At 68.0% G+C, this 23,922-nt stretch carries 23 protein-coding genes and 1 tRNA gene; 8 read left to right on the top strand and 16 right to left on the bottom strand.

Annotation, left to right across the window (positions count from 1 at the left end):
* Position 1 precedes the first annotated feature (1 nt).
* From CY658_RS12985 to CY658_RS12950, 8 genes are all read right to left on the bottom strand, one after another.
* Positions 2-751, bottom strand: coding sequence for an ABC transporter ATP-binding protein (locus tag CY658_RS12985; protein WP_101490612.1), 750 nt, complete (start codon positions 749-751; stop codon positions 2-4).
* Between the two features lie 145 nt (positions 752-896).
* Positions 897-1,880, bottom strand: a complete 984-nt coding sequence (locus CY658_RS12980; protein WP_101490611.1) for a branched-chain amino acid ABC transporter permease — start codon at positions 1,878-1,880, stop codon at positions 897-899.
* A complete protein-coding gene (locus tag CY658_RS12975; protein ID WP_101490610.1) occupies positions 1,877-2,749 on the bottom strand; it encodes a branched-chain amino acid ABC transporter permease in 873 nt (290 codons plus the stop codon). Before CY658_RS12975 ends, CY658_RS12980 begins: the two co-directional genes overlap by 4 nt.
* Positions 2,750-2,861: 112 nt before the next feature.
* The gene (locus tag CY658_RS12970) at positions 2,862-4,037 is read right to left on the bottom strand and encodes an ABC transporter substrate-binding protein (protein WP_101490609.1); all 1,176 of its coding nucleotides are present in this window, start codon (positions 4,035-4,037) and stop codon (positions 2,862-2,864) included.
* Positions 4,034-4,846, bottom strand: a complete 813-nt coding sequence (locus tag CY658_RS12965) for an alpha/beta fold hydrolase (protein WP_101490608.1) — start codon at positions 4,844-4,846, stop codon at positions 4,034-4,036. The genes CY658_RS12970 and CY658_RS12965 overlap by 4 nt, the downstream gene beginning before the upstream one ends.
* Before the next feature lie 151 nt (positions 4,847-4,997).
* Entirely contained in the window at positions 4,998-6,548 is a 1,551-nt protein-coding gene (locus CY658_RS12960) for a benzoate-CoA ligase family protein (RefSeq protein WP_101490607.1), read from the bottom strand.
* Positions 6,549-6,577: 29 nt separating this feature from the next.
* Positions 6,578-8,128 (bottom strand): 3,4-dehydroadipyl-CoA semialdehyde dehydrogenase, encoded by a 1,551-nt coding sequence (locus CY658_RS12955; protein WP_101490606.1) that lies wholly within the window; start codon positions 8,126-8,128, stop codon positions 6,578-6,580.
* On the bottom strand, positions 8,125-8,619 hold the full coding sequence (locus tag CY658_RS12950; protein WP_101490605.1) for a 4-hydroxylaminobenzoate lyase: 495 nt from the start codon (positions 8,617-8,619) through the stop codon (positions 8,125-8,127). Before CY658_RS12950 ends, CY658_RS12955 begins: the two co-directional genes overlap by 4 nt.
* Before the next feature lie 168 nt (positions 8,620-8,787).
* Here CY658_RS12950 and CY658_RS12945 point away from each other — a divergent pair, with 168 nt between their 5' ends.
* From CY658_RS12945 to CY658_RS12925, 5 genes are all read left to right on the top strand, one after another.
* Entirely contained in the window at positions 8,788-9,729 is a 942-nt protein-coding gene (locus tag CY658_RS12945) for a helix-turn-helix transcriptional regulator (RefSeq protein ID WP_101490604.1), read from the top strand.
* 139 nt (positions 9,730-9,868) lie between these two features.
* Positions 9,869-11,542 (top strand): 2,3-epoxybenzoyl-CoA dihydrolase, encoded by a 1,674-nt coding sequence (gene boxC / locus CY658_RS12940; RefSeq protein ID WP_101490603.1) that lies wholly within the window; start codon positions 9,869-9,871, stop codon positions 11,540-11,542.
* A gap of 37 nt (positions 11,543-11,579) precedes the next feature.
* A complete protein-coding gene (gene boxB / locus CY658_RS12935; protein WP_099794387.1) occupies positions 11,580-13,007 on the top strand; it encodes a benzoyl-CoA 2,3-epoxidase subunit BoxB in 1,428 nt (475 codons plus the stop codon).
* Between the two features lie 140 nt (positions 13,008-13,147).
* The gene (gene boxA / locus CY658_RS12930; protein ID WP_101490602.1) at positions 13,148-14,428 is read left to right on the top strand and encodes a benzoyl-CoA 2,3-epoxidase subunit BoxA; all 1,281 of its coding nucleotides are present in this window, start codon (positions 13,148-13,150) and stop codon (positions 14,426-14,428) included.
* Between the two features lie 276 nt (positions 14,429-14,704).
* Positions 14,705-15,151, top strand: a complete 447-nt coding sequence (locus CY658_RS12925; RefSeq protein WP_101490601.1) for a MaoC family dehydratase — start codon at positions 14,705-14,707, stop codon at positions 15,149-15,151.
* Positions 15,152-15,258: 107 nt separating this feature from the next.
* Here the strand turns inward: CY658_RS12925 and CY658_RS12920 are convergent, their stop codons facing one another.
* On the bottom strand, positions 15,259-15,741 hold the full coding sequence (locus CY658_RS12920; RefSeq protein ID WP_101490600.1) for an adhesin: 483 nt from the start codon (positions 15,739-15,741) through the stop codon (positions 15,259-15,261).
* Positions 15,742-15,990: 249 nt separating this feature from the next.
* Between CY658_RS12920 and CY658_RS12915 the strand changes: the two genes are divergently transcribed.
* The 3 genes from CY658_RS12915 to CY658_RS12905 all read left to right on the top strand — a co-directional run bounded on the left by CY658_RS12915 (position 15,991) and on the right by CY658_RS12905 (position 17,483).
* Positions 15,991-16,452 (top strand): Rrf2 family transcriptional regulator, encoded by a 462-nt coding sequence (locus CY658_RS12915; protein WP_101490599.1) that lies wholly within the window; start codon positions 15,991-15,993, stop codon positions 16,450-16,452.
* Positions 16,442-17,344: an NAD(P)/FAD-dependent oxidoreductase gene (locus CY658_RS12910; RefSeq protein WP_101490598.1), complete on the top strand. Its 903-nt coding sequence runs from the start codon at positions 16,442-16,444 to the stop codon at positions 17,342-17,344. The genes CY658_RS12915 and CY658_RS12910 overlap by 11 nt, the downstream gene beginning before the upstream one ends.
* Positions 17,345-17,407: 63 nt before the next feature.
* Positions 17,408-17,483, top strand: a tRNA-Gly gene (locus CY658_RS12905).
* A 55-nt stretch (positions 17,484-17,538) separates the two neighbouring features.
* Here CY658_RS12905 and fahA read toward each other — a convergent pair.
* From fahA to CY658_RS12870, 7 genes are read right to left on the bottom strand one after another with little or no spacing between them, the layout of a single operon-like run.
* A complete protein-coding gene (fahA, locus tag CY658_RS12900; protein ID WP_101490597.1) occupies positions 17,539-18,861 on the bottom strand; it encodes a fumarylacetoacetase in 1,323 nt (440 codons plus the stop codon).
* A gap of 2 nt (positions 18,862-18,863) precedes the next feature.
* Positions 18,864-19,670, bottom strand: a complete 807-nt coding sequence (locus CY658_RS12895; RefSeq protein WP_056574620.1) for a cyclase family protein — start codon at positions 19,668-19,670, stop codon at positions 18,864-18,866.
* Positions 19,671-19,719: 49 nt separating this feature from the next.
* Positions 19,720-20,514 carry an ABC transporter permease gene (locus CY658_RS12890; RefSeq protein WP_101490596.1) on the bottom strand — a complete coding sequence of 265 codons (795 nt, stop codon included), beginning with the start codon at positions 20,512-20,514 and terminating at the stop codon, positions 19,720-19,722.
* Complete coding sequence (locus tag CY658_RS12885; protein ID WP_101490595.1) at positions 20,511-21,281, bottom strand: ABC transporter permease; 771 nt, start codon at positions 21,279-21,281, stop codon at positions 20,511-20,513. The genes CY658_RS12890 and CY658_RS12885 overlap by 4 nt, the downstream gene beginning before the upstream one ends.
* Entirely contained in the window at positions 21,274-22,131 is an 858-nt protein-coding gene (locus tag CY658_RS12880; RefSeq protein ID WP_101490594.1) for an ABC transporter ATP-binding protein, read from the bottom strand. The genes CY658_RS12885 and CY658_RS12880 overlap by 8 nt, the downstream gene beginning before the upstream one ends.
* A complete protein-coding gene (locus CY658_RS12875; RefSeq protein ID WP_101490593.1) occupies positions 22,128-23,075 on the bottom strand; it encodes an ABC transporter substrate-binding protein in 948 nt (315 codons plus the stop codon). The genes CY658_RS12880 and CY658_RS12875 overlap by 4 nt, the downstream gene beginning before the upstream one ends.
* Complete coding sequence (locus CY658_RS12870) at positions 23,072-23,842, bottom strand: TetR/AcrR family transcriptional regulator (RefSeq protein WP_101490592.1); 771 nt, start codon at positions 23,840-23,842, stop codon at positions 23,072-23,074. The genes CY658_RS12875 and CY658_RS12870 overlap by 4 nt, the downstream gene beginning before the upstream one ends.
* Positions 23,843-23,922: the final 80 nt, after the last annotated feature.

Below are 23,922 nucleotides of genomic sequence, written 5' to 3'. Positions count from 1 at the left end.
TTCAGTGTTGCTCCTCGCCGAGGTAGGCCGTGCGCACTTCGGGGTTCTCGCGAATTTCTTGTGGGTTGCCGGTCGCGATGACGGTGCCGTTCACCATCACGGTGATGCGGTCCGCGATGCGGAACACGGCGTCCATGTCGTGCTCCACCAGCAGGATGGCATGCGTGGCCTTCAGCCGCGCGAGCAGCGTGAGCATGCGGTCTGTTTCTTCGGCGCCCATGCCGGCGAGCGGCTCGTCGAGCAGCAGCACGCGCGGGTGGGTGGCCAGGCACATCGCCACTTCGAGCTGGCGCTGCGCGCCGTGGCTCAACGTGCCGGCGATGCGTCGCGCTTCGGCCGTGAGGCCGGCGGCGTCGAGCGCGGCGTCGGCCGATGCGTTGCTGGTGGCGCAGCGCTGCGACGACTGCCAGATCGCCCACGGTTTCGCCGTGGCGGCCTGCGCGGCGAGGCGGCAGTTCTCGTGCACGCTGAACTCCGGGAAGATGGTGGTGCGCTGGTAGCTGCGGCCCACGCCGTCGCGGGCGCGGCGCGACTGCGCGCGCGCGGTGATGTCCACGCCGTCGAGCGCGATGCGGCCTTCGGAGGCCTCGATCTCGCCCGAGAGCATGTTGATGAGCGTCGACTTGCCGGCGCCGTTGGTGCCGATCACCGCATGCACTTCGCCGATGTGCAGGTCGAGCGTGACGGCGTTCACGGCCGTGAGGCCGCCGAAGCGGCGCGTGAGTTTGTCGACGGACAGCAGTGCGGTCATGGTGTTGCTCCTTCCCCTTCCGGGGGAAGGTAGGGATGGGGGCACGCGGCCTTCGAGGCTGCGCGGCGTTGGAGGCCGCTTGCCCCCACCCCGGCCCTCCCCCGGGAGGGGAGGGAGAAATTCAAAGTCGAAGCCAGAGCGCGGGTCATGCGCCTCCCTTCGGCGACAGGCGCTGCACCAAACCGATCAGCCCCTTCGGCAACAACGCCACGAACACGATGATCGCAATGCCCAGCGTCAGTTGCCAGTGGTCCGCCAGCGGGCCCATCACGGCATGCGTCGAGAAGACTTCCTTCAGCAGCGTGAAGGCCACGGCACCGATCACCGCGCCGCGCAGGTGGCCCAGGCCACCCAGGATCACCATCAGCAGCACCTCGCCCGAGTTGTGCCAGGCCATCAGCTCGGGGTTGACCACGCCGTCGCGCGAGGCCAGCAGAAAGCCCGCGAGCCCGGCCAGTGCGCCCGCGAGCACGAAGGCCGCGAGCTTGTAGCCGTACACCGGAAAGCCCGCGGCGCGCATGCGCTGCTCGTTCACGCGGATGCCCGCGAGCGCCGCACCGAAGCGCGAGCGGCGCACCAGCGCGAGCAGGCCGTAGGTGAACACCAGCGAAGCGAGCACCACGTAGAACAGCACGCGGCGGTTTTCCATGTCGAGCGCGCCGAGGGCGGGGCGCACGTACAGGTAGATGCCGTCGCTGCCGCCACCGACCTTGGTGTCGTGGAACACGAAGAAGGCCATCTGCGCAAAGGCCAGCGTGACCATGATGAAGTACACGCCGCGCGTGCGCAGGCTCAGCGCACCGACGAACAGCGCATACAGCGCCGCCGCGCCCATCGACAGCACCAGCAGCACCGCGAAGTTGCCGCCCTCGCTGCCCGAGGCCAGCACGGTGACGTACGCGCCGATGCCGTAGAAGGCCGCATGGCCCAGGCTCACGAGCCCGGTCATGCCCACCAGCAGCTCCAGGCTGAGCGCGAAGATCGACAGGATCATCACCTTGACGATGAAGTCCGACGCGTAGTTGCCCAGCAGCGGGCCGGCCACGGCGAGGGCGATGGCGCACAGCACGGGCACGACGAAGGCGCCGCGCCGCGGCGACGAAGACACAGACGCAACCACGGGGCTCATGGCCGCCTCCCCATCAAGCCTTCAGGCTTCCAGATCAGCACGATGGCCATCAGCAGGTAGATGCCGATGCCGCTGAGGTCGGCGAAGAACACCTTGCCGAAGGTGTCGACGAAGCCCACCAGCAGCGAGGCCACGAGCGCGCCGGTGATCGAGCCGATGCCGCCGATCACCACCAGCACGAAGCAGATGATGAGCACGCTCGCGCCCATGTTCGGGTACACCGAGGACATCGGCGCGGCGATCATGCCGGCGAGCGCCGCGAGCGCCACGCCGGCCGCGAACACGATGCGGTACAGCCGCTTCACGTCGATGCCCAGGCCGCGCACCATGTCGCGGTTGCTGGCGCCGGCGCGGATCATCATGCCCAGGCGCGTGCGGTTCACCACGTAGTACAGGCCCACAGCCAGCACGATGCAGGCGGCCGAGGCGAACAGGCGATACCACGGGTAGCTCATGACGTTGCCCAGCGCGAAGCTGCCGTCGAGCCACGCGGGCACCTTCACGCCGTGCACGTCGTTGCCCACGAAGATGGAGCGAAGTTCTTCGAACACCAGAATGAGCCCGTAGGTCATGAGCACCTGCTGCAGGTGGTTGCGCTGGTAGAGGTAGCTGAAGAAGGCCCACTCCAGCACGTAGCCGAAGATCGCGGCCAGCACCACGCCGGCCACCAGCATCAGCAGAAACTGGTCGCCGAACAGCGGCGCCAGCGAGAACGCCAGGTAGGCGCCGATCATGTAGAAGCTCCCGTGCGCGAGGTTGATGACGCCCATGATCCCGAAGATCAGCGTCAGCCCCGAGGCCACGAGAAAGAGCAGCAGGCCGTACTGAACGGAGTTCAGGCACTGCACGAGAAAGGTTCCGAAATCCACCGTGAGATCCCAGTTGGTTGTGGTTGCCGCAAGGCGGCTCGCAGCCCCGTGAACTTGATCGGGGGCCGCGAGGGAACGAGACGAACGTCGGGGCTTGTGGCCCGCTACTTACTTACATCCGGCAGCCGCGAGCCGGGTCCGAGAGGCCCTTGATCGCGGTGCTCACCAGCTTGTTTTCCTTGCCTTCCACCTTGCGCAGGTAGATGTCCTGCACCGGGTTGTGCGACTTGCTCATCGTGAAGGTGCCGCGCGGGCTGTCGATCTTTGCCTTCTCGATCGCGCCCGTGAACTCGGCCTTCTTCGAGATGTCGCCCTTGGTGGCATTCAGGCCCACGCCCAGCATCTGCGCGGCGTCGTAGCCCTGCACCGCGTACACGTCGGGCTGCAGCTTGAACGACTTGGCATAGGCCACGCGGAAGGCGTTGTCGCGCGGGGTGTTCAGGCCGTCGGCGTAGTGCAGCGTGGTGAGCATGCCTTGCGCCGATTCGCCCTGCGCGTCGAGCGTGCCGTCGGTCAGGAAGCCGGGGCCGTACAACGGGATGGTCTTGTTCAGGCCGGCGGCCTGGTAGTCCTTGACGAACTTCACCGCGCCACCGCCCGCGAAGAAGGCGTACACCGCATCGGGCTTGGCCGCCGCGATCTCGGTCAGCAGCGCCTGGAACTCCACGTTGGGGAAGGGCAGCGTGAGCTGCTTGTCGACCTTGCCGCCGTTCTTCTCGAAGCCTTCCTTGAAGCCGTTGACCGACTCTTCGCCGGCCGCGTACTTCCAGGTGATGGTCATGACCTTCTTCTTGCCCTGCTGCTTGGCCGCCACTTCGCCCATGGCGAAAGCCGGCTGCCAGTTGCTGAACGAGCTGCGGAAGATGTTGGGTGCGCACATGGGGCCCGTCACGGCGTCGGCGCCGGCGTTCGGCACGATGAGCACGGTGCCGCTTTCCTTGGCGGCCTTGGCCATGGCCATGGCCACGCCCGAGTGCACGGTGCCGACGATCACGTCGACGTTGTCGCGCTTGATGAGCTTGTTGACGTTGTCGGTGGCCTTGGCGGGGTCGGACTCGTCGTCGACCTTGAAGTATTCGATCTCGCGGCCCGCGAGCTTGCCGCCCTGCTGTTCCACGTAGAGCTTGAAGCCGTTTTCAATGGCCACGCCCAGGGCGGTGTAGGTGCCGCTGTAGGGCAGCATCAGGCCGACCTTGAGCTTGCCCGTGCCCTGTGCGCCGGCAGCAGTGGCCAGTGCGGCGAGGGCGATGGCCGTGAGCGCCAGGCGCGCGGTGCGAAGGTTCGTCATGGTGTCTGTCTCCTGTTGTTGGTGATGAAAGAAGCGGTCGCGACGATGACACGATCCGGCTGATCGCGATGCGGGGAATGCCCGCATTCAGGGATTTCGAGCAGCTCGCATGTCCCACTGACGCGCGGTGCGATGTCGCGGATCTGCGCGAGCGTGCCGTATTCGTCGTCGATGCCCTGCACCGCGAGCACGGGGCAGCGGATGGTGGCCAGCTCGGCCTCGATGTTCCAGTCGCGAAAGGGCGGGTGCAGCCAGATGCGGTTCCAGCCCCAGAAGGCCGAGTCGGCGCTGTCGTGGTAGCGGCCGAGCCTGGCGGGCAGGTCGGTCGTGCGGTAGGCGGTGCGCGCGATCTCGATGTTCGCGACCGTCTTGTCTTCCACGAAGAGGTGCGGCGCGAGCACCACGAGGCCTTCGACCTTGTCGGGGAAGCGCGCGGCGTACAGCAGCGAGATGGAGCCGCCGTCGCTGTGGCCGAAGAGCCAGGGTTTTTCGTCGCCGAGCTTCAGCGCGGCGAACAGTGCGGGCAGCACTTCGTGCGCCTGGCGGTGCATGAAGTCGACGTCCCAGATCTCGTCGTCGGCGCGCGGCGTGGAGCGGCCGTAGCCGGGGCGCGAGAACACGAGGCCGCGCGCACCGGCGGCTTCGCAGACCTGGGCGGGGAAGTCCTTCCACATCGCGACGGAGCCCAGGCCTTCGTGGAGGAAGACGATGAGGGGGGCGTCGGGGCCGCGCTTGGGGGCGATCCACTGGCACTCGATGCGGATGGGGCGGCCGCGCCAGTCGATGGTGGCGAAGTTGATGGCGCTCATCGCATGGCTCCCGGCTGTTGCTCCCTCTCCCTCTGGGAGAGGGCGGGGGTGAGGGCCAGCGGCGCTGGCGAAGGCTGTGCGTGGGTGAAGGCCGATGCCCTCACCCTGACCCTCTCCCAGAGGGAGAGGGGACAACGCGGGAACCTCGTGCTCATGCCTGCTTCTCGCGTTCACGCAACCGGAAGCGCTGGATCTTCCCGGTGGCCGTCTTCGGCAGCTCGCTCACAAACTCCAGGAACCGCGGGTACTTGTACGGCGCCAGCCGCTCCTTCACGAACGCCTTGAGTTCGTCCTCAGTCACCGCAGCGCCATCCTTCAGCACCACGAACGCCTTGGTCTTCGTCAACCCATCCGCGTCGTCCTTCCCGATCACTGCGGCCTCGAGCACGGCCGGGTGCTGCATCAGCGTGGCCTCGACCTCGAAGGGCGACACGTAGATGCCGCTGACCTTGAGCATGTCGTCGCTGCGGCCCGCGTAGGTGAAGTAGCCGTCGGCATCGCGCGTGTACTTGTCGCCGCTCTTGGTCCAGCCGCCCTGGAAGGTGTCGCGCGACTTCTCGCGGTTGCACCAGTACATGAGCGCCGAGCTCGGGCCGCGGATGTACAGGTCGCCGACCTCGCCGTCGGGCACGGGGCGGCCGTCTTCGCCGCGCAGCTCGACCTCGTAGCCGTCCACCGGTTTGCCGGTGGTGCCGTAGCGCACGTCGCCGGGGCGGTTCGAAATGAAGATGTGCAGCATCTCGGTGGAGCCGATGCCGTCGATGATCTCGCAGCCGAAGTGCGCCTTGAAGCGCTGCGCGATCTCGCCCGGCAGCGCTTCTCCGGCGGACGAGCACATGCGCAGTGCGACCGCATCGCGCGCCGGCAGCTTGGGCGAGGCGAGCATGCCCGCGAAGCCTGTGGGTGCGCCGAAGAACACGGTCGGTTGGTGTTCGGTCCAGCGGCGGAAGGTCGCGTCGGGCGTGGGGCGCTCGGCCATCAGCACGACGGTGGCGCCGACCGACAGCGGGAAGGTCAGCGCATTGCCCAGGCCGTACGCGAAGTACATCTTGGCGGCCGAGAAACACACGTCGTCTTCGGTGAGGCCGAGCACGGGCTTGCCGTAGAGCTCGGCGGTCCACCACAGGTTGGCGTGCGTGTGCACCGTGCCCTTGGGCTTGCCGGTGGAGCCGGAGGAATAGAGCCAGAAGCCGGGGTCGTCCGACGCGGTGAGTGCCGGTGCGGGCTGGGGCTCGGCGGCGGTGAGTGCGGCCTCGAACTCTTGCGCGCCCTCGGGCAGCGCGCCCGTCGGTTGCGACACGAACAGCGTCTGCACTTCATGGCCGCCGCGCGACATCGCGTCCTGCAAGGTCGGCAGCAGCGCACCCGACACCAGCACCGCCTGCGCGCGGCTGTGGTCGAGCATGTAGGCGTAGTCGTCGGGCGTGAGCAGCGTGTTCACGGCGACGGGCACGATGCCCGCGTAGAGGCAGCCCAGAAAGCTCACGGGCCAGTCGTTGCCGTCGAGCATGAGCAGCAGCACGCGCTCTTCGCGGCGCAGGCCTGCGGCTTTCAACGCGGCGGCCAGGCGCCGCGCGCGGTCTTCGAGCTGGCCGTAGCTCAGCGTGCCGCGGTCGTCGATGTAGGCGGTGCGTTCGGCGCGGCCGCGGTTGAGGGCGAACAGGTGTTCGGCAAAGTTGAATCGTGCGGGCAGGCTGCTCATCGTGTGTCTCCTTGGGGCCTGTGCGGGGGCTAGAGGCCGAGGGCGGCGAGCACGCCGGGGCTCGCCTGCACCGCGCTCTTGCGGTGATAGAAGTCGAGCGCGCGCAGGCCGCCCAGCTCGGCGCCGCCGCCCGCGCGGCCGGGGCCGCCGTGCATCGACATCGGCATCACGTTGCCGTGGCCGGTGTGAGCCTGCGCCACCTCGGGCGTGATGACGTGCACGCGGCCATGGCTCGGTGCGACCGACAGCGCGGCCTGGGCGAGCGCGGCATCGTCGCTGCCGTAGAGAGAGGTGACGAGCGAGCCCTGGCCACGGTGCGCGAGCGCGATGCCGTGTGCCAGGTCGTTGTAGGGCAGCAGCGTGGCGACCGGGCCGAACACTTCCACGTCGTGCACGCGCTGCGCCGCATCGGCGTCGCGCGCGCCCAGCAGCACGGGGCCGATGCAGGCGGCCACGGCCGGGTCGGCGTCGATGAGGGGCTTGCTGCTGCTGTCGTGCAGCACGGTGGTTTGCGCGGCCAGTGCGTCGAGGCCGTCGCGCACCGCGTTCAGTTGTGCGCGGCTCACGAGCGAACCCATGCGCACGTTCTCGTTGCGCGGGTTGCCGACGGTCACGCCCGCGAGCTTGGCGCCGATGGCTTCGGCGGCGGCGTCGTACACCTCGGCCGGCACCAGGATGCGGCGGATGGCGGTGCACTTCTGGCCCGACTTGACCGTCATCTCGCGCACCACTTCGCGCACGAGCAGGTTGAAGGCCTCGCTGCCGGGCGCGGCGCCGGGCAGCAGCAGGGCGCTGTTGAGGCTGTCGGCCTCGATGTTCACGCGCACCGAACGCTCGGCCACGGCCGGGTGCGAACGGATGAGGGCGGCCGTCTCGGCCGAGCCGGTGAACGAGACCACGTCGAAGGGCTGCAGCTGGTCCATCAACCCGGCCGAGCTGCCGCAGATGACCGACAGCGCGCCGGCCGGCAGCACGCCCGCATCGACCACGTCTTTCACCATGCGCTGCGTGAGCCAGGCGGTGGCCGTGGCGGGCTTCACGATCACGGGCACGCCCGACAGCAGTGCGGGCGCGGCCTTTTCCCACAGGCCCCACGAAGGGAAGTTGAAGGCGTTGATGAACAGCGCCACGCCGTGCGTCGGCACCTGCAGGTGCTGCGACTGGAACACGGGCTCCTTGCCGAGCTTCACGGCGTCGCCGTCGCGCAGCGCGCGCACGTCGCCGAGCGCGTCACCCCACTTGGCGTACTGGCCGAGCGTGAAGATCGCGCCGTCGATGTCGACGGCCGAGTCGTTCTTCACCGTGCCGCAGTTCGCGGTGGCGATCTCGTAGTACGCGTCGCGGTTCGCCTGCAGCACCTTCACGATGGCTGCGAGCAGGCCGGCGCGTTGGCGGTAGGTGAGGGCGCGCAGCGCGCGGCCGCCCTGTGCGCGGGCGAAGCTGAAAGCTTCGGGCAGGTCGAGGCCGGTGGCGTCGACGCGTGCGAGTTCGGTGCCGAGCACCGGGTCGAACAGGGGCGTGCCGGCGCCCGTGCCGCTTTGCCAGCGGCCGGCGACGTGGTTGGCGAGAAGGTCGGTCATGGGGTGAACTTGATCTGCCCTTCGGGCAGGAGATAGAGAACCAGCGCGCGGCCTTGGGCTACGGTCGGGCGGTGTGCGGTGCCGGGCCCGTAGACGCACCAGCCCGCGGGCCGTCCGTCGAAGGTGGCGGCGGGGGTGTCGTCGAGCGGCATGATCAGGTCGATCTCGCCGTTCGGGTGCGAGTGGTGCGGGCCGGCGAGGTCCTGCATGTCGACCACGTCGACCGAGAAGCGATGCAGCGTGTCTTCGGCCTTGAAGACGCGGCCGTACTTGATGCCGCCGCCTTCGCGGTCGCACAGCCAGCCTTCGGCAACGCCGCCGATGCAGGCCTGGCGCAGTTGCGCAAAACGGGCGCTGCCGGCGCCGTGGGTGGTGTTGAGCCACTGGTCGAGCGTGTCGTCGAGCGGCTGGCCGGCGATCTCGGCGGTCAGGCCGGCGATCAGCTGGTGAAATGCCGCCTTGCCGGTGGCGGGCGTGGAGGTGTCGGACATCGTGGGCCTCGAACGGATGAACTATCGACTTCTTGCAGGAAGGCTGCGCGTGCAGTATCTTGCGTGTGATCGAACAATAAGCAGCGAGACAACAGGTGTCAAGCAATATAGTGCATCTATGGTGTTTACCCTGAGCGCGCACAATCCCGGCGAAGAACGAGGAATGGCATGAACGAGCATGTAGACGCGGTGCTGGCCACCGCGCCCGAGGGCGGCCAAAGCAACAGCGCCGCCGTGGCCGGGGAGGCCAAGAACCCGCTGCTGGTGGCACTGGGCGACCGCGTGCGCAACCTGCGCGCGCAGCGCGGCCTCACGCGCAAGGCGGTGGCCTTGTCGGCCGACGTCTCGGAGCGCCACCTGGCGAACCTGGAATACGGCATCGGCAACGCATCGATCCTGGTGCTGCAGCAGGTGGCCGGGGCGCTGCACTGCTCGCTGGCCGAGCTGGTGGGCGACGTGACGACCAGCTCGCCCGAGTGGCTGCTGATCCGCGAACTGCTGGAGCACCGCAGCGAGGCCGACCTGCGCCGCGTGCGTGTGGCGCTCGGCGAGATGCTGGGCACGGCCTCGGTCGACCCGGCGCGGCACCGGCGCATCGCGCTCGTGGGGCTGCGCGGCGCGGGCAAGTCGACGCTGGGGCAGATGCTGGCCGAAGACCTGGAGATTCCGTTCATCGAACTGAGCCGCGAGATCGAGAAGCTCGCGGGCTGCAGCGTGCGCGAAATCCACGACCTCTACGGCACCAACGCCTACCGCCGCTACGAGCGCCGCGCGCTCGAAGAAGCGGTGCAGATCTACAGCGAGGTGGTCATTGCCACGCCCGGCGGCATCGTGTCCGACCCGGCCACCTTCAACGAGCTGCTGGCCCACTGCACCACCGTGTGGCTGCAGGCCGCGCCCGAGGAGCACATGGGCCGCGTGGCCGCGCAGGGCGACACCCGCCCGATGGCCGCCAGCAAGGAAGCGATGGAAGACCTGCGCCGCATCCTGAACGGGCGCGCCGCGTTCTATTCGAAGGCGGACCTGTCGGTCGATACGAGCGGAAAGACGCTGCAACAGAGCTTCCAGGCGCTGCGCACGGTCGCCCGCCAATCCATAGGCTTGGTCTAGGCCGCTGCATCTGAAAAAAAGCACAACAGGCATTGACTTGCCTGTTTGCATGCAGCATGATGCATGTCATCGGAACAGGGAAGTGCATTATTATTCCTGTTCACGGTTTTCTGAACACAGCCCCACAGGAGACTTCCGCATGACCGACACCACGCTCCAGGCGCCCCAGCGCGTCGACTACCGCATCGAACCTGCTCAGTACCGCCACTGGTCGCTGAGCTTCGACGGCGCGATTGCGCGCCTCACGCTCGACATCGCGGAAGACGGCGGCATTCGCCCCGGCTACAAGCTCAAGCTCAACAGCTACGACCTGGGCGTGGACATCGAGCTGAACGACGCGCTCAACCGCATCCGCTTCGAGCACCCCGAAGTGCGCAGCGTGATCGTCACCAGCGGCAAGGACCGCATCTTCTGCTCGGGCGCCAACATCTTCATGCTGGGCGTGTCGAGCCACGCCTGGAAGGTGAACTTCTGCAAGTTCACCAACGAGACGCGCAATGGCATGGAAGACACCTCCAAGCATTCGGGCCTGAAGTTCCTCGCAGCCGTGAACGGCGCCTGCGCCGGCGGCGGCTACGAGCTGGCACTGGCCTGCGACGAAATTTTGCTGGTGGACGACCGCTCCTCGTCGGTCTCGTTGCCCGAAGTGCCGCTGCTCGGCGTGCTGCCCGGCACCGGCGGCCTGACCCGCGTGACCGACAAGCGCCACGTGCGCCACGACCTTGCCGACATCTTCTGCACCAGCGTCGAAGGCGTGCGCGGCCAGCGCGCGGTCGACTGGCGCCTGGTCGATGCGGTGGCCAAGCCCGCGCAGTTCCCCGCCGCCGTGCAGGAACGCGCCACCCAGCTCGCCGCCGGCAGCGACCGCCCCGCCGGCGCCAAGGGCGTGGCCCTGACCCGCGTCGAGCGCACCGACAGCGCCGACGGCATCGCGTATGCCCACGTCAACGTGCAGATCGACCGCAGCAAGCGCACCGCGACGATCACCGTGAAGGCGCCCACCGGCACGCAGCCGACCGACATCGCCGGCATCGAAGCCGCCGGCGCCGCCTGGTGGCCGCTGGCCGTGTGCCGCGAGCTCGACGACGCCATCCTCAACCTGCGCACCAACGAACTCGACGTCGGCACCTGGCTGCTCAAGACCGAAGGCGACGCCGCCGCCGTGCTCGCCTCCGATGCCGTGATGTTCGCCAACAAGGACCACTGGCTGGTGCGCGAAACCATCGGCGGCCTGCGCCGCACGCTGGCGCGCCTCGATGTGTCGTCGCGCAGCCTGTTCGCGCTGGTCGAGGCCGGCTCGTGCTTCGCCGGCACGCTGGCCGAGCTGGCCTTTGCGGCCGACCGCACCTACATGCTCGCGCTGCCCGACGACGCCGCGCGCGCACCGAAGCTCACGCTCAACGAATTCAACTTCGGCTTCTTCCCGATGGTGAACGACCAGAGCCGCCTGCAGCGCCGCTTCTATGAAGAGGCCGCGCCGCTCGAAGCCGCGCGCGCGGTCGCCGGCCAGGCGCTCGACGCCGACGAGGCCATGAAGCTCGGCCTCGTGACCGCCGCGCCGGACGACATCGACTGGGACGACGAGATCCGCATCGCCATCGAAGAGCGCGCCGCCATGTCGCCCGACGCACTCACCGGCCTCGAAGCCAACCTGCGCTTCGCAAGCAAGGAGAACATGGCCACCCGCATCTTCGGCCGCCTCACGGCCTGGCAGAACTGGATCTTCAACCGCCCCAACGCCGTCGGCGAAAAGGGCGCGCTGAAGGTCTACGGCACCGGCCAGAAAGCCGGCTTCGACCTGAACCGCGTTTGAGCACAGAGCAGCAGTCCGCACAACCCAAGGAACAACGATGAGCACGATCAACTACAGCGAGAAGATCCCCAACAACGTCAACCTCGGCGAAGACCGCACGCTGCAGCGCGCGCTCGAAGGCTGGCAACCCAACTTCATCAACTGGTGGGACGACGTGGGCCCCGAAGGCTCGACCAACCACGATGTGTACCTGCGCACGGCCGTGAGCGTCGACCCGCAGGGCTGGGCGCAGTTCGGCCACGTGAAGATGCGCGATTACCGCTGGGGCATCTTCCTGAACCCGGGCGACGCCAACCGCGAAGTGCACTTCGGCGACCACAAGGGCGAGAAGGTCTGGCAGGACGTGCCCGGCGAACACCGCGCCAACCTGCGCCGCATCATCGTCACGCAGGGCGACACCGAGCCCGCCTCGGTCGAGCAGCAGCGCCACCTGGGCCTCACGGCGCCGTCGATGTACGACCTGCGCAACCTGTTCCAGATCAACGTCGAAGAAGGCCGCCACCTGTGGGCCATGGTCTACCTGCTGCAGAAGCACTTCGGCCGCGACGGCCGCGAAGAGGCCGACGCGCTGCTGCAGCGCACCTCGGGCGACGCCAACAACCCGCGCATCCTGGGCGCCTTCAACGAGAAGACGCCCGACTGGCTCGCGTTCTTCATGTTCACGTACTTCACCGACCGTGACGGCAAGTTCCAGCTGGCCGCGCTGGCCGAGAGCGCGTTCGATCCGCTGGCGCGCACCACGAAGTTCATGCTGACCGAAGAGGCGCACCACATGTTCGTGGGCGAGAGCGGCGTGTCGCGCGTCATTGCGCGCACCGCGCAGGTCATGAACGAGCTGAAGACCGACGACGCGCAGAAGATCCGCGCCGCCGGCTGCATCGACCTGGGCACCATCCAGCGCTACCTGAACTTCCACTACTCGGTGACCATCGACCTGTTCGGCGCCGACCAGTCGAGCAACGCCGCCATCTTCTACAGCTCGGGCCTGAAGGGCCGCTACGAAGAAGGCAAGCGCGACGACGACCACGTGCTCAAGGGCCAGACCTACAAGGTGCTCGAAGTGAAGGAGGGCCAGCTCGTCGAGAAGGACGTGCCGATGCTCAACGCACTGAACGAGGTGCTGCGCGACGACTTCATCAAGGACTCGGTGTCCGGCGTCGGCCGCTGGAACAAGGTGCTCGAGAAGGCCGGCATTCCCACGCGCCTGAGCGTGCCGCACAAGGCTTTCAACCGCCAGATCGGCGCACTCGCCGGCATCAAGATGTCGCCCGAAGGCCGCGTGGTGAGCGAGGTCGAATGGGCCGCCAAGCGCGACGAATGGCTGCCGAGTTCCGAAGACTTCGCTTTCGTGGCATCGTTGATGGGCCGCGTGATCGAGCCGGGCAAGTTCGCGGGCTGGATCGCACCGCCGGTGATGGGCATCAACCGCCAGCCGGTGGATTTCGAATACGTGCGTTTCGGTTGATTAGGGATTTCGGTATTGCTCCTTCCCCCACTGGGGGAAGGCTGGGATGGGGGCAAGCGGCGATAGCGCCCACGACAGAGGCCGCTTGCCCCCACCCAACCCTCCCCCAAAGGGGGAGGGCTTCAGGTTAGGAGAACAACATGGACATGGTCGTTGAAGCCGGGGTCATCAAGCAGCACCTGATCGACCCCGAGATCTGCATCCGCTGCAACACCTGCGAGGCGACCTGCCCCGTGAACGCGATCACGCACGACGACAACAACTACGTTGTGCGTGCGGACGTCTGCAACGGCTGCATGGCCTGCATCTCGCCGTGCCCCACGGGCTCGATCGACAACTGGCGAACCATGCCTTTGGTGCGCGCGTACACCATCGAAGAACAGCTCACGTGGGAAGAACTTCCCGCCGAGCTGTCGCCCGAAGAACTCGAAGCCGCGGGCGTGTCCGGCGCTTCCGCTGAGGCTGCAGAAGCGCCCGCGCAGACGCAGGCCCAGGCCGCCGCCGAAGCCACCGAGCCGGTCTTCAACTCCGCGCAGTACGGTGCCAGCGTGCCGCCCTGGTCGGCCGCGCACGCGTACACCAACCTCTTTCCGCCGAAGACACCGACCACCGCCACCGTGGTGGGCAACTTCAACTGCACCGAAGCCGGCTTCGACAGCGAGACGCACCACATCGTGCTCGACTTCGGCGTGGTGCCGTTCCCCGTGCTCGAAGGCCAGTCGATCGGCATCGTGCCGCCGGGCGTCGATGCCATCGGCAAGCGCCACCATGCGCGCCAGTACTCCGTGGCCAGCCCGCGCAACGGCGAGCGCCCCGGCTACAACAACGTCTCGCTCACCGTGAAGCGCGTCACCGAGGACCACGAAGGCGACCCGGTGCGCGGCGTGTGCTCCAACTACGTGTGCGACCTCAAGGTGGGCGACACGGTGCAGGTGGTGGGCCCTTTCGGTTCGTCGTTCCTGATGCCGAACCACCCCAAGTCGCACATCGTGATGATCTGCACCGGCACCGGCAGCGCACCGATGCGCGCCATGACCGAATGGCGCCGGCGCCTGCGCAAGAGCGGCAAGTTCGAAGGCGGCAAGCTCATGCTGTTCTTCGGCGCGCGCACGCAGCAGGAGCTGCCGTACTTCGGTCCGCTGCAGTCGCTGCCCAAGGACTTCATCGACATCAACTTCGCGTTCTCGCGCACGGCGGGGCAACCCAAGCGCTACGTGCAGGACCTGATGCGCGAACGCGCCGCCGACCTGGCCGCGCTGCTGAAAGACGGCGCGAGCCACTTCTATGTGTGCGGCCTGAAGAGCATGGAAGAGGGCGTGGTGCTCGCACTGCGCGACGTGGCGAAAGAAGCGGGGCTCGACTGGGACACCGTGGGCGCCGCACTGAAGCGTGAAGGCCGGCTCCACCTCGAAACGTACTAGGGCCTGCTCACGCCATGCAAGGGGTCGCGAAGGTCACCACAGTCCGCCCATCAAGACGCGTGACGCCGTGCGTGCGTCCGCACGCACAAGGAACGCAACGCGGAGGGGCGGGCTGTGGTGACCTTCCCTTCGGGTTGCTTCGCAAAGGGGCCGTCTGCGGCGTTGCCCGCGCTTGCAAGGCTTCAGCCTTGCTGCGCACGGGCGCCTTGCAGCCAGCCCCTTTGCGAAGCAACGCGATCCCCTTGCATGGCGTGAGCAGGCCCTAAACTGCGGCGGATGCAGTTCGCCGATTTCCATGCGGGCCAGGTCATCGAGGCCGGGCCCTATGTGCTCACCGAAGCCGAGCTGCTGCAGTTCGCGCGGGCCTACGACCCGCAGTGGTTTCACACCGATCCCGAAGCCGCGGCCGAAAGCCCTTTCGGCGGCCTAATCGCCAGTGGCTGGCACACCTGCTCGATCGCGATGCGGCTGGTGGTCGAGGCGGCATTGGCCGGCTCCGAATCGTTTGCGTCGCCCGGGCTTGAGCACGTGCGCTGGCCGAACCCGGTGCGGCCCGGCGATGCACTGCGGCTCGTGGCCGACGTGATCGAGGTGCGCCGCTCCGAGAAGCGACCCACGCTCGGCATCTTGCGTTGGCGCTGGCGGCTGTTCAACCAGCGCGCGCTGGTGGTGCTCGACACCGAAGTCACCAGCCTTTTCAAGTTGCCCGCACCCGAGCTCTGAACGACACAAGCCCGCAACGCGCGAAGCGTTGCGGGCTTGATTTCTTTTGGAGCGATGCGCTGCAGCAGCCGCGTCCGGCCGCTGCAGCAATGCGGCGTGCGACCTGCTTACTTCTTGTGCAGGTCGACCGCGCCCGAGCCCTGGGCCTTGCCGCTCGCCTTGGCGCCGGCGGTGGCCGGTTTCACCGCGCCGCCGACCGCGCCCGCGGCACCGGTCGCGCTGTTCACGGTGCTGCCGACGGTGTTGGTCACACCGCCGACGGCCTGCGTTGCGCCGCCTGCGGCGCCAGTGGCACCGCCGACCGCACCCGTGGCCGTGCCGAGCACGCCACCGACGGCATTGCCCACGCCGCCGGTCGCACCGGAGGTGGACGTGTCCGCGTTGGCATCGGCCGACGCACCGGTCTGCGAGCGTGCGCCTGCTGCGCCGCCTTGCGTCGCGCCGGTGCTGCTTGTAGCGCCCGAGGCCTTCACATCGGCGTTGACCCCCACGCCGACCCCGACGCCTTGCGCCTGGGCCGTCGCGCCGAGGGCCAGGAGGCCCGCCAGCATGGCGCCGATGAAGATGCGGTTGGTTGCATGTGTAGTCATGAGTGACAGTTCCTTTCGTTGCTGAGTCACGGTTTGCAGAACCGACCGGGGTTCGATCGATTCGGGGGCAACCATCACGGCCTGGCGGGTTGTCGCCATGTGCGGCGCGTTCGCCCACTGCTGTGGGAATCGACCGTCGGCGAAATGAAGGGCTCGTGCGTTAGGGCGGCGTCTGTAAATCCCCGCGCAATCCGGGGTTTTTTTGTGCGACGCGCCGCGTCGTTGAAAACATGCAACTCATAATGTTGCATGAAACGAGACAGCAAGCTTTCCGGCGTGCTCCACGTGCTGCTGCACATGGCCGAGCTGGACGCACCCATCACCTCCGAGGCGCTCGCCGCGGCGATGCAGACCAACCCCGTGGTCGTGCGCCGGCTCATGGCGGGGCTGCGGCAGGCCGGCTTCGTCAGTTCGGCGAAGGGACATGGCGGCGGGTGGGTGCTGTCGTGCTCGCTGGGTTCGGTGACGCTCGGCGACATCCACAACGCCGTCGGCGCGCCCGCGCTGCTGGCCATGGGCAACCGCACCGAGAGCCCGGGCTGCATCGTCGAGCAGGCGGTGAACGCGGCGCTCGACGGCGCCTGCCAGGAGGCCGAGGCGCTGCTGCTGCGACGCCTCAACGGCATCACGCTGGCCGATCTTTCCAAGGACTTTCATCGCCGCATGACGGGCGGCGGCTTCACCCTGAAGGACATCGCACATGCGTTATGACGCACTCATCGTGGGCGGCAGCTTTGCCGGCCTTTCCGCCGCCATGCAATTGGCGCGCGCACGCAGGAAGGTCTGCGTTGTCGACGCGGGCGCGCCGCGGAACCGCTTCGCCGACGCCTCGCACGGCTTCTTCGGGCAGGACGGCATGCCGCCGCTGCAGATGATTGCCGATGCGCGCGACAAGCTGCTCGCCTACCCGTCGGTCACGTTCGTCGAGGGCACGGTGACTGCAGCGACGGCCGATGGCGCGGAGGGCTTCACGGTTTCGCTGAACAACGGCGAAGAGCTCTCGGCGCGCAAGCTGCTGCTGTCTTTCGGCGTGCAGGACGGCCTGCCCGACATTCCGGGCCTCGGCGAGCGCTGGGGCAAGAGCGTGCTGCACTGTCCTTATTGCCACGGCTACGAGTTCGGCGATCGACCGCTGGGCGTGCTCTTTCACAGCGCCCATCCGCCGGACCACGCGCTCCTGATCGCGGAGTGGGGCCCGACCACGCTCTTCCTGAATGGCGACGAAGGGCCGGATGCCGAGGCGCGCGCCCGGCTGCAATCGCGCGGCGTGACCCTCGAGCCCGGGCGCATCGCCGGTCTCGAAGGGCAGGGGACGGAGCTGGCGGCCGTGCGCCTGGACGACGGGCGGCGCGTGCCGATCGAGGCGCTGTTCGTGGCGCCGCACACGCGGCCGACCAGTCCGCTGGCCGAACAGCTGGGCTGCGCGTTCGACGACGGCCCCACGGGCCCGGTGCTGCGCGTCGACGCGATGAAGACGACCACCGTGCCCGGCGTGTACGCGGCGGGCGATGTGGCGATGGCTTTTTCCAACGCCACGCTGGCCTCGGCCGACGGGCTGTTCGCCGGGGTGTCGATGCACCGCGCGCTGGTGTTCGGGGCCTGATTTCAAATTTTTTCGGGGGAGGCTGGCAAACGGCCCCGAACCACCCTATAATCTGAGGCTCACGCGGGAATAGCTCAGTTGGTAGAGCGCAACCTTGCCAAGGTTGAGGTCGAGAGTTCGAGACTCTTTTCCCGCTCCAAATCGCATGAAAAAGGCCACCTCACCAGGTGGCCTTTTTCATTGGCGCGCCGCCTTTATCCCCGCGCCGGCAGCACGGTCCCCCGGCTTTCGCCGAAACCGATGCGCGCATGGCCGGGCTTCTCGCACCAGCCGCGCAGCAACACCGCATCGCCGTCTTCCAGGAAACCACGCGTTTCGCCGTTGGCCAGCGTCACCGGGGTTTGGGCCGCGCGCGTCAGTTCGATGATCGCGCCGGCCTCGCCCTCGCCGGGGCCCGAGATGGTGCCGCTGCCGAACAGGTCGCCCGGGTTCAGGCTGCAGCCGCCGACCGTGTGGTGCGCCACCATCTGCGCAATGCTCCAGTACTGGTGCCGGAAGCTCGTGCCCGACAGGCGCGACGGCCCGGTCTTCTGCTCGCGCGCCGTTTCGCTTTCGAGCCACACCTCGAGCCGGATGTCGAGCGCGCCGCCTTCGCGGTTCGCGCTGCCTTCCAGGTACGGCAGCGGTTGCGGCTCGTTCGTGGGGCGTGTCCACGCCTGCCGGTAGGGCGCGAGCGCTTCCATCGTCACGATCCACGGCGAGATCGTGGTGGCGAAGTTCTTTGCGAGAAAAGGCCCGAGCGGCGCCATTTCCCAGAACTGGATGTCGCGGGCCGACCAGTCGTTGAGCAGGCAGAGGCCGAAGATGTGTTCCTCCGCCCGTTCGAGCGGAATCGCCTCGCCCTGCGCATTGCCCTGGCCGATCCACACGCCCAGCTCCAGCTCGTAGTCGAGCCGCGCGCAGGCCTGATACGTCGGCGCCTTCGCACCGGGCGGCATGGCCTGGCCCATCGGCCGGTGAAAGCGCTGGCCGCTCACGCCGATGGTCGACACGCGCCCGTGGTACGCGGTCGGCACCCAGCGGAAGTTGGGCGTGACGTCGCCGTCGGGATTCATCAGGCGGCTGATGTTCAGCGCGTGGTCGATCGAGGTGTAGAAGTCGGTGTAGTCGCCGATGCGCGCGGGCACGGTGTATTCGACCTCGGCCTGCGGCACGAGGCAGCCGCGCAGATCATCCGCCGTCGCTGACGGTGCATCGCTGCGCAAGAGCGCGAAGACCGCATGGCGCAGCGCCTGCCAGGCGGACGGGCCGAGCGCGAAGAAATCGTTGAGCGCGGGCAGGGCGGCGGCGCGCGCCGCATCGAGCGCGAGGCCGTCGACGTGCGAGCCCGCGGCCAGCGCTGCGAGGTCGAGCACCTGGTCGCCGATGGCCACGCCACCGCGAAACGGCTCGGGGCGGCCCGTGCGACGGAACATCGCATACGGCAGGTTCTGGATCGGAAAGTCGCTGCCTGCGACGTTGGCCGATGCGACCCAGCTGCGGGCGCCAATGTCGTGCGTGTGGTTGAGTTCGATCATGTTCACACCGACGCCATCAACGCGTCGTCGAAGATCGCCACCGCGCGCGTCCATCCTGCCGAGGCGCCGCGGATCTTGTGCGGGAAGCAGCTGATGAAGAAGCCCGTGGGCGGCAGCACCTCGAGGTTATGCAGCTTCTCGATGTGGCAGTAGCCGATGTCGCGCCCGGCCTTGTGGCCTTCCCAGATCAGCGAGGCATCCTGCGTCTCGCCGTACTTCTTTGCGGTGTGCACGAAGGGCGCGTCCCAGCTCCAGGCGTCGGTGCCCGTGAGGCGCACGCCGCGCTCCAGCAGATACATCGTCGCTTCGTAGCCCATGCCCGCGCCGGCCGACACGTAGTCGTTGTTGCCGTAGCGCGAGCCGGCGCGCGTGTTGACCACCACGATCTCCAACGGGCTCAGCGTGTGGTTGATGCGCTTCAGCTCGGCCTCGACGTCGGCGGCCGTGACCACGTAGCCGTCGGCGAAGTGGCGAAAGTCGAGCTTCACGCCGGGCTGGAAGCACCATTCGAGCGGCACGTCGTGGATCGCAATGGCAGGCTTCTTCTCGCCCAGCGCCTTGTCCATCGTCGAGTGGAAGTGGTACGGCGCATCGAGGTGCGTGCCGTTGTGCGTGGACAGCTGCACCAGCTCCACGGCCCAGCCTTCGCCGTCGGGCAGGTCTTCTTTCTTCAGGCCCGGAAAGAAGGGCTCGATCTGTTCGAAGGTGTTGTCGTGCGTGAAGTACTGGATCTTCGGCGCGAAGGCCGGTGGATCGGACAGCACGTCGTTTTCGAGAAAGATCGACAGGTCGACAAACTTGCGTGGCATGGCGAGGCTCCTTGTGGGGTGTTGGTTTTGAAGGAATCGATCGAATCAATCAGGGCTGCTGCCAGCGCAGCAGGCGCTTTTCGGCAAAGGCCAGCAGCGCGTTGCTCACGAAGCCGATGAGCCCGAGCAGCACGATGCCGGCGAACAAATCGCTGGCGCGGAAGGCGCGCGCCGCCAGCAGAATCGCCTGGCCCAGGCCGCTTTGCGAGGCGATCATTTCGCCCACCACCGCGACGATCAGCGCGATGGTCAGCGCCAGCCGCATGCCGGCCAGGATGTCGGGCATGGCGTTGGGCAGGCCCATCTTCCAGATGTACGCGGCGCGCGACATCTGCAGGCAGCGCGCCACCTCCGACAGGCGCGGCTCCACCGCCGCGAAGCCGTGCACCGTGGCCAGCAGCACCGGCCACATCGCGCCGAAGGCGACCACGAACAGCACCATGCCGGGGTTCAGCCCGAAGATCGAAATCGCCAGCGGCAGCAGCGCCGAGGCCGGCAGCGGGCGGATGAACTCCAGCGTCGGCTGCACCCACGCGCGCACCGCGGGCGACACGCCGATGGCCGCACCCAGCAGCACGCCGAACAGCGAGGCGAGCAGCCAGCCTTCGACCATGCGGCCCACCGTGGCCTGCGTGAAAGCGAGCAGCTCGCCGTTGCCATCGTTGCCCGCAGAGAGATTGAGCCCCTCGAGCAGGCTCGCGAACGTAGCCTGCGGCGTCGGCAAAAACACGCGGCTGACCCAGCCCGCGTTGCTGGCCACCCACCACAGCGCGATCAGCGCGAGCAGCACGCCCGCGGAGCCCAGCCACCCCAGACCCAGTCGGTCGTTGCGGTTGTTGTTCATGGCTGCACCCCCATGCGGCGCGCGACGAAGGATTGCAGCCGCACCATGCCCGCGTTGACCGCGAAGCCCACCACGCCGATCCAGCCGAGCCACGCGAGCATCAGCGCGGGGTCGAAGCTCTGCTGCGCGATCATCATCGCGTAACCCATGCCGTGCGGATTCGCGGCGATTTCGACCGTCACCGCCACCACCAGCGCCACCGCCACGCCGAGGCGCAATGCGACGAACAGGCGCGGCACGATGGCCGGCAGCACGATCTTGAAGGCGCGTTCGCGCGCCGACAGGCCGAGCACGCGGCTCACCTCGAGCAGCCGGGGCTCGATCTGCTGCACCGCCGACTGCACCAGCACCAGCAGCGGCCAGAAGGTGGCGAAGGCGACGATGGCCACTTCCATGCGCACGCCGAAACCGAAGCCCAGCATCGCGAGCGGGATCAGCGCGACGGAAGGCACGGGGCGCAGCACCTCGATGGAGACGGAGCCCAGCTGCGCTGCACGGCGCGAGAGCCCGAGCATCAGCCCGAGTGCAATGCCGAGCACCGCACCGAGCAGCAGGCCGAGTGCCGCCGTGCCGAGCGTGAAGCCCGTGGCCTGCCAGAGCGAGCCGTCTATCGCCGCACCGACGAAAGCCTTGGCCGCCGCGGTCGGTGGCGCGAGTGCATCGCTGCCCAACGCCGCCGCGCGCCGCGCGTACCACTCGAAGGCGCCGACCAGCACCGCAGGAAACACCCACGGCCGCAGCCAGCGGAAGAGGCGACCCTCAGTCATGGCCTTGCTCGATGAAAGCGAACAGCTCACGCCGCAACTGCAGGTAGTCCGGATGCTCCTTGGTCGTGAGCTGGTCGCGCGGGCGCGGGATCTTCACGTCGATCATCCGCGCGAGGCTCGGGCGTCCCGGTCCGGGGTTGGCCTGCAGCGCGATCACGCGGTCGCCGAGGTAGATGGCTTCTTCGAGGTCGTGCGTGACGAACAGCACCGTGAGCCCGTCGTCGCGCACCAGCCGCGCGAGCTCGTCCTGCAGGCTCTGGCGTGTGAGTGCATCGAGCGCGCCGAAGGGCTCGTCCATCATCATCAGCTCTGGCTTCTGCGCGAGGCAGCGCGCAATCTGCGCGCGCTGCTGCATGCCGCCCGACAGCTGCACCGGAAACTTGTGCGCGTGCTTCGCGAGCCCGACCTTGCCGAGCACGTCGGCGATGCGCGATGCGCGCTCGGACGCGGGCACGCCGGCCGCTTCGAGTGCGAGGCTCACGTTGCCTTCGACCGTGCGCCACGGCAGCAGCGCGCGGCCGTAGTCCTGGAACACGAAGGCGACTTCGCGCGAAGGCGCCGTCATCGGCACGCCCTTGCGCCGCACCTCGCCGGCACTCGCGGTGACGAGGCCGCTGGCCGCACGCAGCAGCGTGGTCTTGCCGCAGCCGCTCGGGCCGACGATGCAGACGAACTCCCCGCGCGCCACGTCGAACGACGTGGGCGACAGGATCTCGCGCCCGCCCAAGCGGATGGTGACGCCATCGAAGCGAAGGAAGGGCGTGGCTTGCATCGCCGAACTTGTTGGCGAGCCTGCGACGCTCGCGGAAAGCGCGGCGCGCGTGGTGATCGGGGCAGGTGCGGAAATCACTTGGCGATCAGCTTCGCAACGTCGATGTTCGTCTTGAGCATGTCCTGCTCTTTCATGAGCCCGGTCCAGTAGCCCAGCTGCTTGTCGGTGACGACCGGGCCGGGTGGTGAGACCTGCACCTTGGCGAGCACCTCGGCCGGCAGCTTGATGTACTTGCCGATGGCCGTGCGCACCTTGGCGTCGTTCTTCGCCTGCTGCATGAAGCCGCTGGATTCGACCAGCGCCTCGCGGAACGCGCGCGCCGTGGCGGGGTTCTTCGCCACCCACTCGCGCTTGGCCGCATGCACGATGGTCTGGTTGTTCTCGGGCAGGAAGGTCGAGTAGTACGAGGCCACGTAGCCCGCGCCGCTCTCGGTGATGCGGCTCATGAACGGGTCGGCCGACACCACCGCATCGACCGAACCGCCGCGCAGCAGGTCGGCATGCTGCGGGAAGGCGGCCTCGATGAAGTTCACCTTGCGGTAGTCGACACCGCTGTCCTTCAGCCACGCGCGGAAGGTCACGTGCAGGAAGGCGCCGAGCCCCGGCACGCCGATCTTCTTGCCCACGCAGTCCTGCGCGCTCTTGATGCCCGAGCCCGCGCGTGCCACGAGACCGAAGCCCGTGATCGTCTTCGAGGTGAGGCCGCCACCGGCCACCAGCACCAGGTCGAGACCGCCGTCCACCGCCTGCAGGAACACCGAAGGCGTGGGCCCGCCGATCTGCAGCGAGTCGGACTGCAGCGCGGCCGGGATGGTGGAGTTCAGCGGAATGAACTTCAGCTCCACGTCGAGGTTGCGCTTCTTGAAGTAGCCCTCCTCGGCCGCCACGAAGACCGAGGCGAAGTCGGTCACCGCCGTGTAGCCGAACACGATCTTCGGGTGCGCCTGCTGTGCGCGCGAAGGCAACGAGGCGGTGGCCGATGCGGCCGCGAGCGCCGACAGCAGGGTGCGTCTTTTCATCATGGCTGGGGTCTCCTGGGGATGGTCTTTTTCGTGCGTGAGGACTTGGCGGCGGGGGCCTTCGACGTCGCCTTCGGTTTCGGCAGCGCGGCGCGCAGGCCACCGGCGATGAAGTTCACGAGCATCGGCGCCACGGCCGGGTCGGCGCGTGTGTTCTCGCCGCGCGAGAGCCGTTCGATGCGGCTGTCGGTCAGGTGGTGCAGCAGCGCGCCCAGCGCGAACTGGTAGCCCCATGCGACCTGGCTGCGCGTGGCGTGCGGCAGCGCGACATGCAACGCGTCGATGTAGGCCTCTGCCAGCGGATCGAAGTAGCCGCGCAGCACGCGGTCGGCTTCTTCCGTCGCGTGGTACAGCTCGCGCGCCACCAGCAGTGCGTAGTACTCGCCCTCGGTGCTCGCGCGCAGCGCCAGCACGGGCGCGGTGAAGGCCTCGATGATGCGCGGCAGCGTGCGCGCGTCGTCGGGGTCGATGGTCACGGCCGCAAGGCGCGCGAGCCGCTCGTCGATGCTGTGGCTCCAGTGTTCGAAGATCGCGTGGAACAGCTCGTGCTTCGGGCCGAAGTAGTAGCCCACCAGCGCGAGCGGCACGCCGGCTTCTTCGGCGATCTGGCGGATCGTCACCGCGTGGTAGCCGTGCTGCGCAAAGAGCTTCTCGGCCGCCAGCAGGATCGCCTGTCGGCGGTCGGGTCGCGCAGCCTCGGGCGCGGCGCTTGAGGCGGCTGAGGCGCGTGAGGTGCTGCGTTTGCGGGCCGTCGGTGTGCGAGCGTTCATGGGGCGTATTGAACGGCTGTACAAAAATGTTGAACACACGTACAAACCCTGAGGTCAACCCTCATTGAGCACGGCCGTTC

This window comes from Variovorax sp. RO1 (genome assembly GCF_002849325.1).
In the GTDB taxonomy this organism is placed as follows: domain Bacteria; phylum Pseudomonadota; class Gammaproteobacteria; order Burkholderiales; family Burkholderiaceae_C; genus Variovorax.
The sequence above is the reverse complement of the archived record's forward strand: the minus strand, read 5'-3'. Positions and strand labels throughout refer to the sequence as shown.

Coding starts and splice junctions, on each gene's coding strand:
- CY658_RS12985 (WP_101490612.1), bottom strand. CDS start 751: ATGACCGCACTGCTGTCCGTCGACAAACTCACGCGCCGCTTCGGCGGC.
- CY658_RS12980 (WP_101490611.1), bottom strand. CDS start 1,880: ATGAGCCCCGTGGTTGCGTCTGTGTCTTCGTCGCCGCGGCGCGGCGCC.
- CY658_RS12970 (WP_101490609.1), bottom strand. CDS start 4,037: ATGACGAACCTTCGCACCGCGCGCCTGGCGCTCACGGCCATCGCCCTC.
- CY658_RS12965 (WP_101490608.1), bottom strand. CDS start 4,846: ATGAGCGCCATCAACTTCGCCACCATCGACTGGCGCGGCCGCCCCATC.
- CY658_RS12960 (WP_101490607.1), bottom strand. CDS start 6,548: ATGAGCAGCCTGCCCGCACGATTCAACTTTGCCGAACACCTGTTCGCC.
- CY658_RS12955 (WP_101490606.1), bottom strand. CDS start 8,128: ATGACCGACCTTCTCGCCAACCACGTCGCCGGCCGCTGGCAAAGCGGC.
- CY658_RS12950 (WP_101490605.1), bottom strand. CDS start 8,619: ATGTCCGACACCTCCACGCCCGCCACCGGCAAGGCGGCATTTCACCAG.
- CY658_RS12945 (WP_101490604.1), top strand. CDS start 8,788: ATGAACGAGCATGTAGACGCGGTGCTGGCCACCGCGCCCGAGGGCGGC.
- boxC (WP_101490603.1), top strand. CDS start 9,869: ATGACCGACACCACGCTCCAGGCGCCCCAGCGCGTCGACTACCGCATC.
- boxB (WP_099794387.1), top strand. CDS start 11,580: ATGAGCACGATCAACTACAGCGAGAAGATCCCCAACAACGTCAACCTC.
- boxA (WP_101490602.1), top strand. CDS start 13,148: ATGGACATGGTCGTTGAAGCCGGGGTCATCAAGCAGCACCTGATCGAC.
- CY658_RS12925 (WP_101490601.1), top strand. CDS start 14,705: ATGCAGTTCGCCGATTTCCATGCGGGCCAGGTCATCGAGGCCGGGCCC.
- CY658_RS12920 (WP_101490600.1), bottom strand. CDS start 15,741: ATGACTACACATGCAACCAACCGCATCTTCATCGGCGCCATGCTGGCG.
- CY658_RS12915 (WP_101490599.1), top strand. CDS start 15,991: ATGAAACGAGACAGCAAGCTTTCCGGCGTGCTCCACGTGCTGCTGCAC.
- CY658_RS12910 (WP_101490598.1), top strand. CDS start 16,442: ATGCGTTATGACGCACTCATCGTGGGCGGCAGCTTTGCCGGCCTTTCC.
- fahA (WP_101490597.1), bottom strand. CDS start 18,861: ATGATCGAACTCAACCACACGCACGACATTGGCGCCCGCAGCTGGGTC.
- CY658_RS12895 (WP_056574620.1), bottom strand. CDS start 19,670: ATGCCACGCAAGTTTGTCGACCTGTCGATCTTTCTCGAAAACGACGTG.
- CY658_RS12890 (WP_101490596.1), bottom strand. CDS start 20,514: ATGAACAACAACCGCAACGACCGACTGGGTCTGGGGTGGCTGGGCTCC.
- CY658_RS12885 (WP_101490595.1), bottom strand. CDS start 21,281: ATGACTGAGGGTCGCCTCTTCCGCTGGCTGCGGCCGTGGGTGTTTCCT.
- CY658_RS12875 (WP_101490593.1), bottom strand. CDS start 23,075: ATGATGAAAAGACGCACCCTGCTGTCGGCGCTCGCGGCCGCATCGGCC.
- CY658_RS12870 (WP_101490592.1), bottom strand. CDS start 23,842: ATGAACGCTCGCACACCGACGGCCCGCAAACGCAGCACCTCACGCGCC.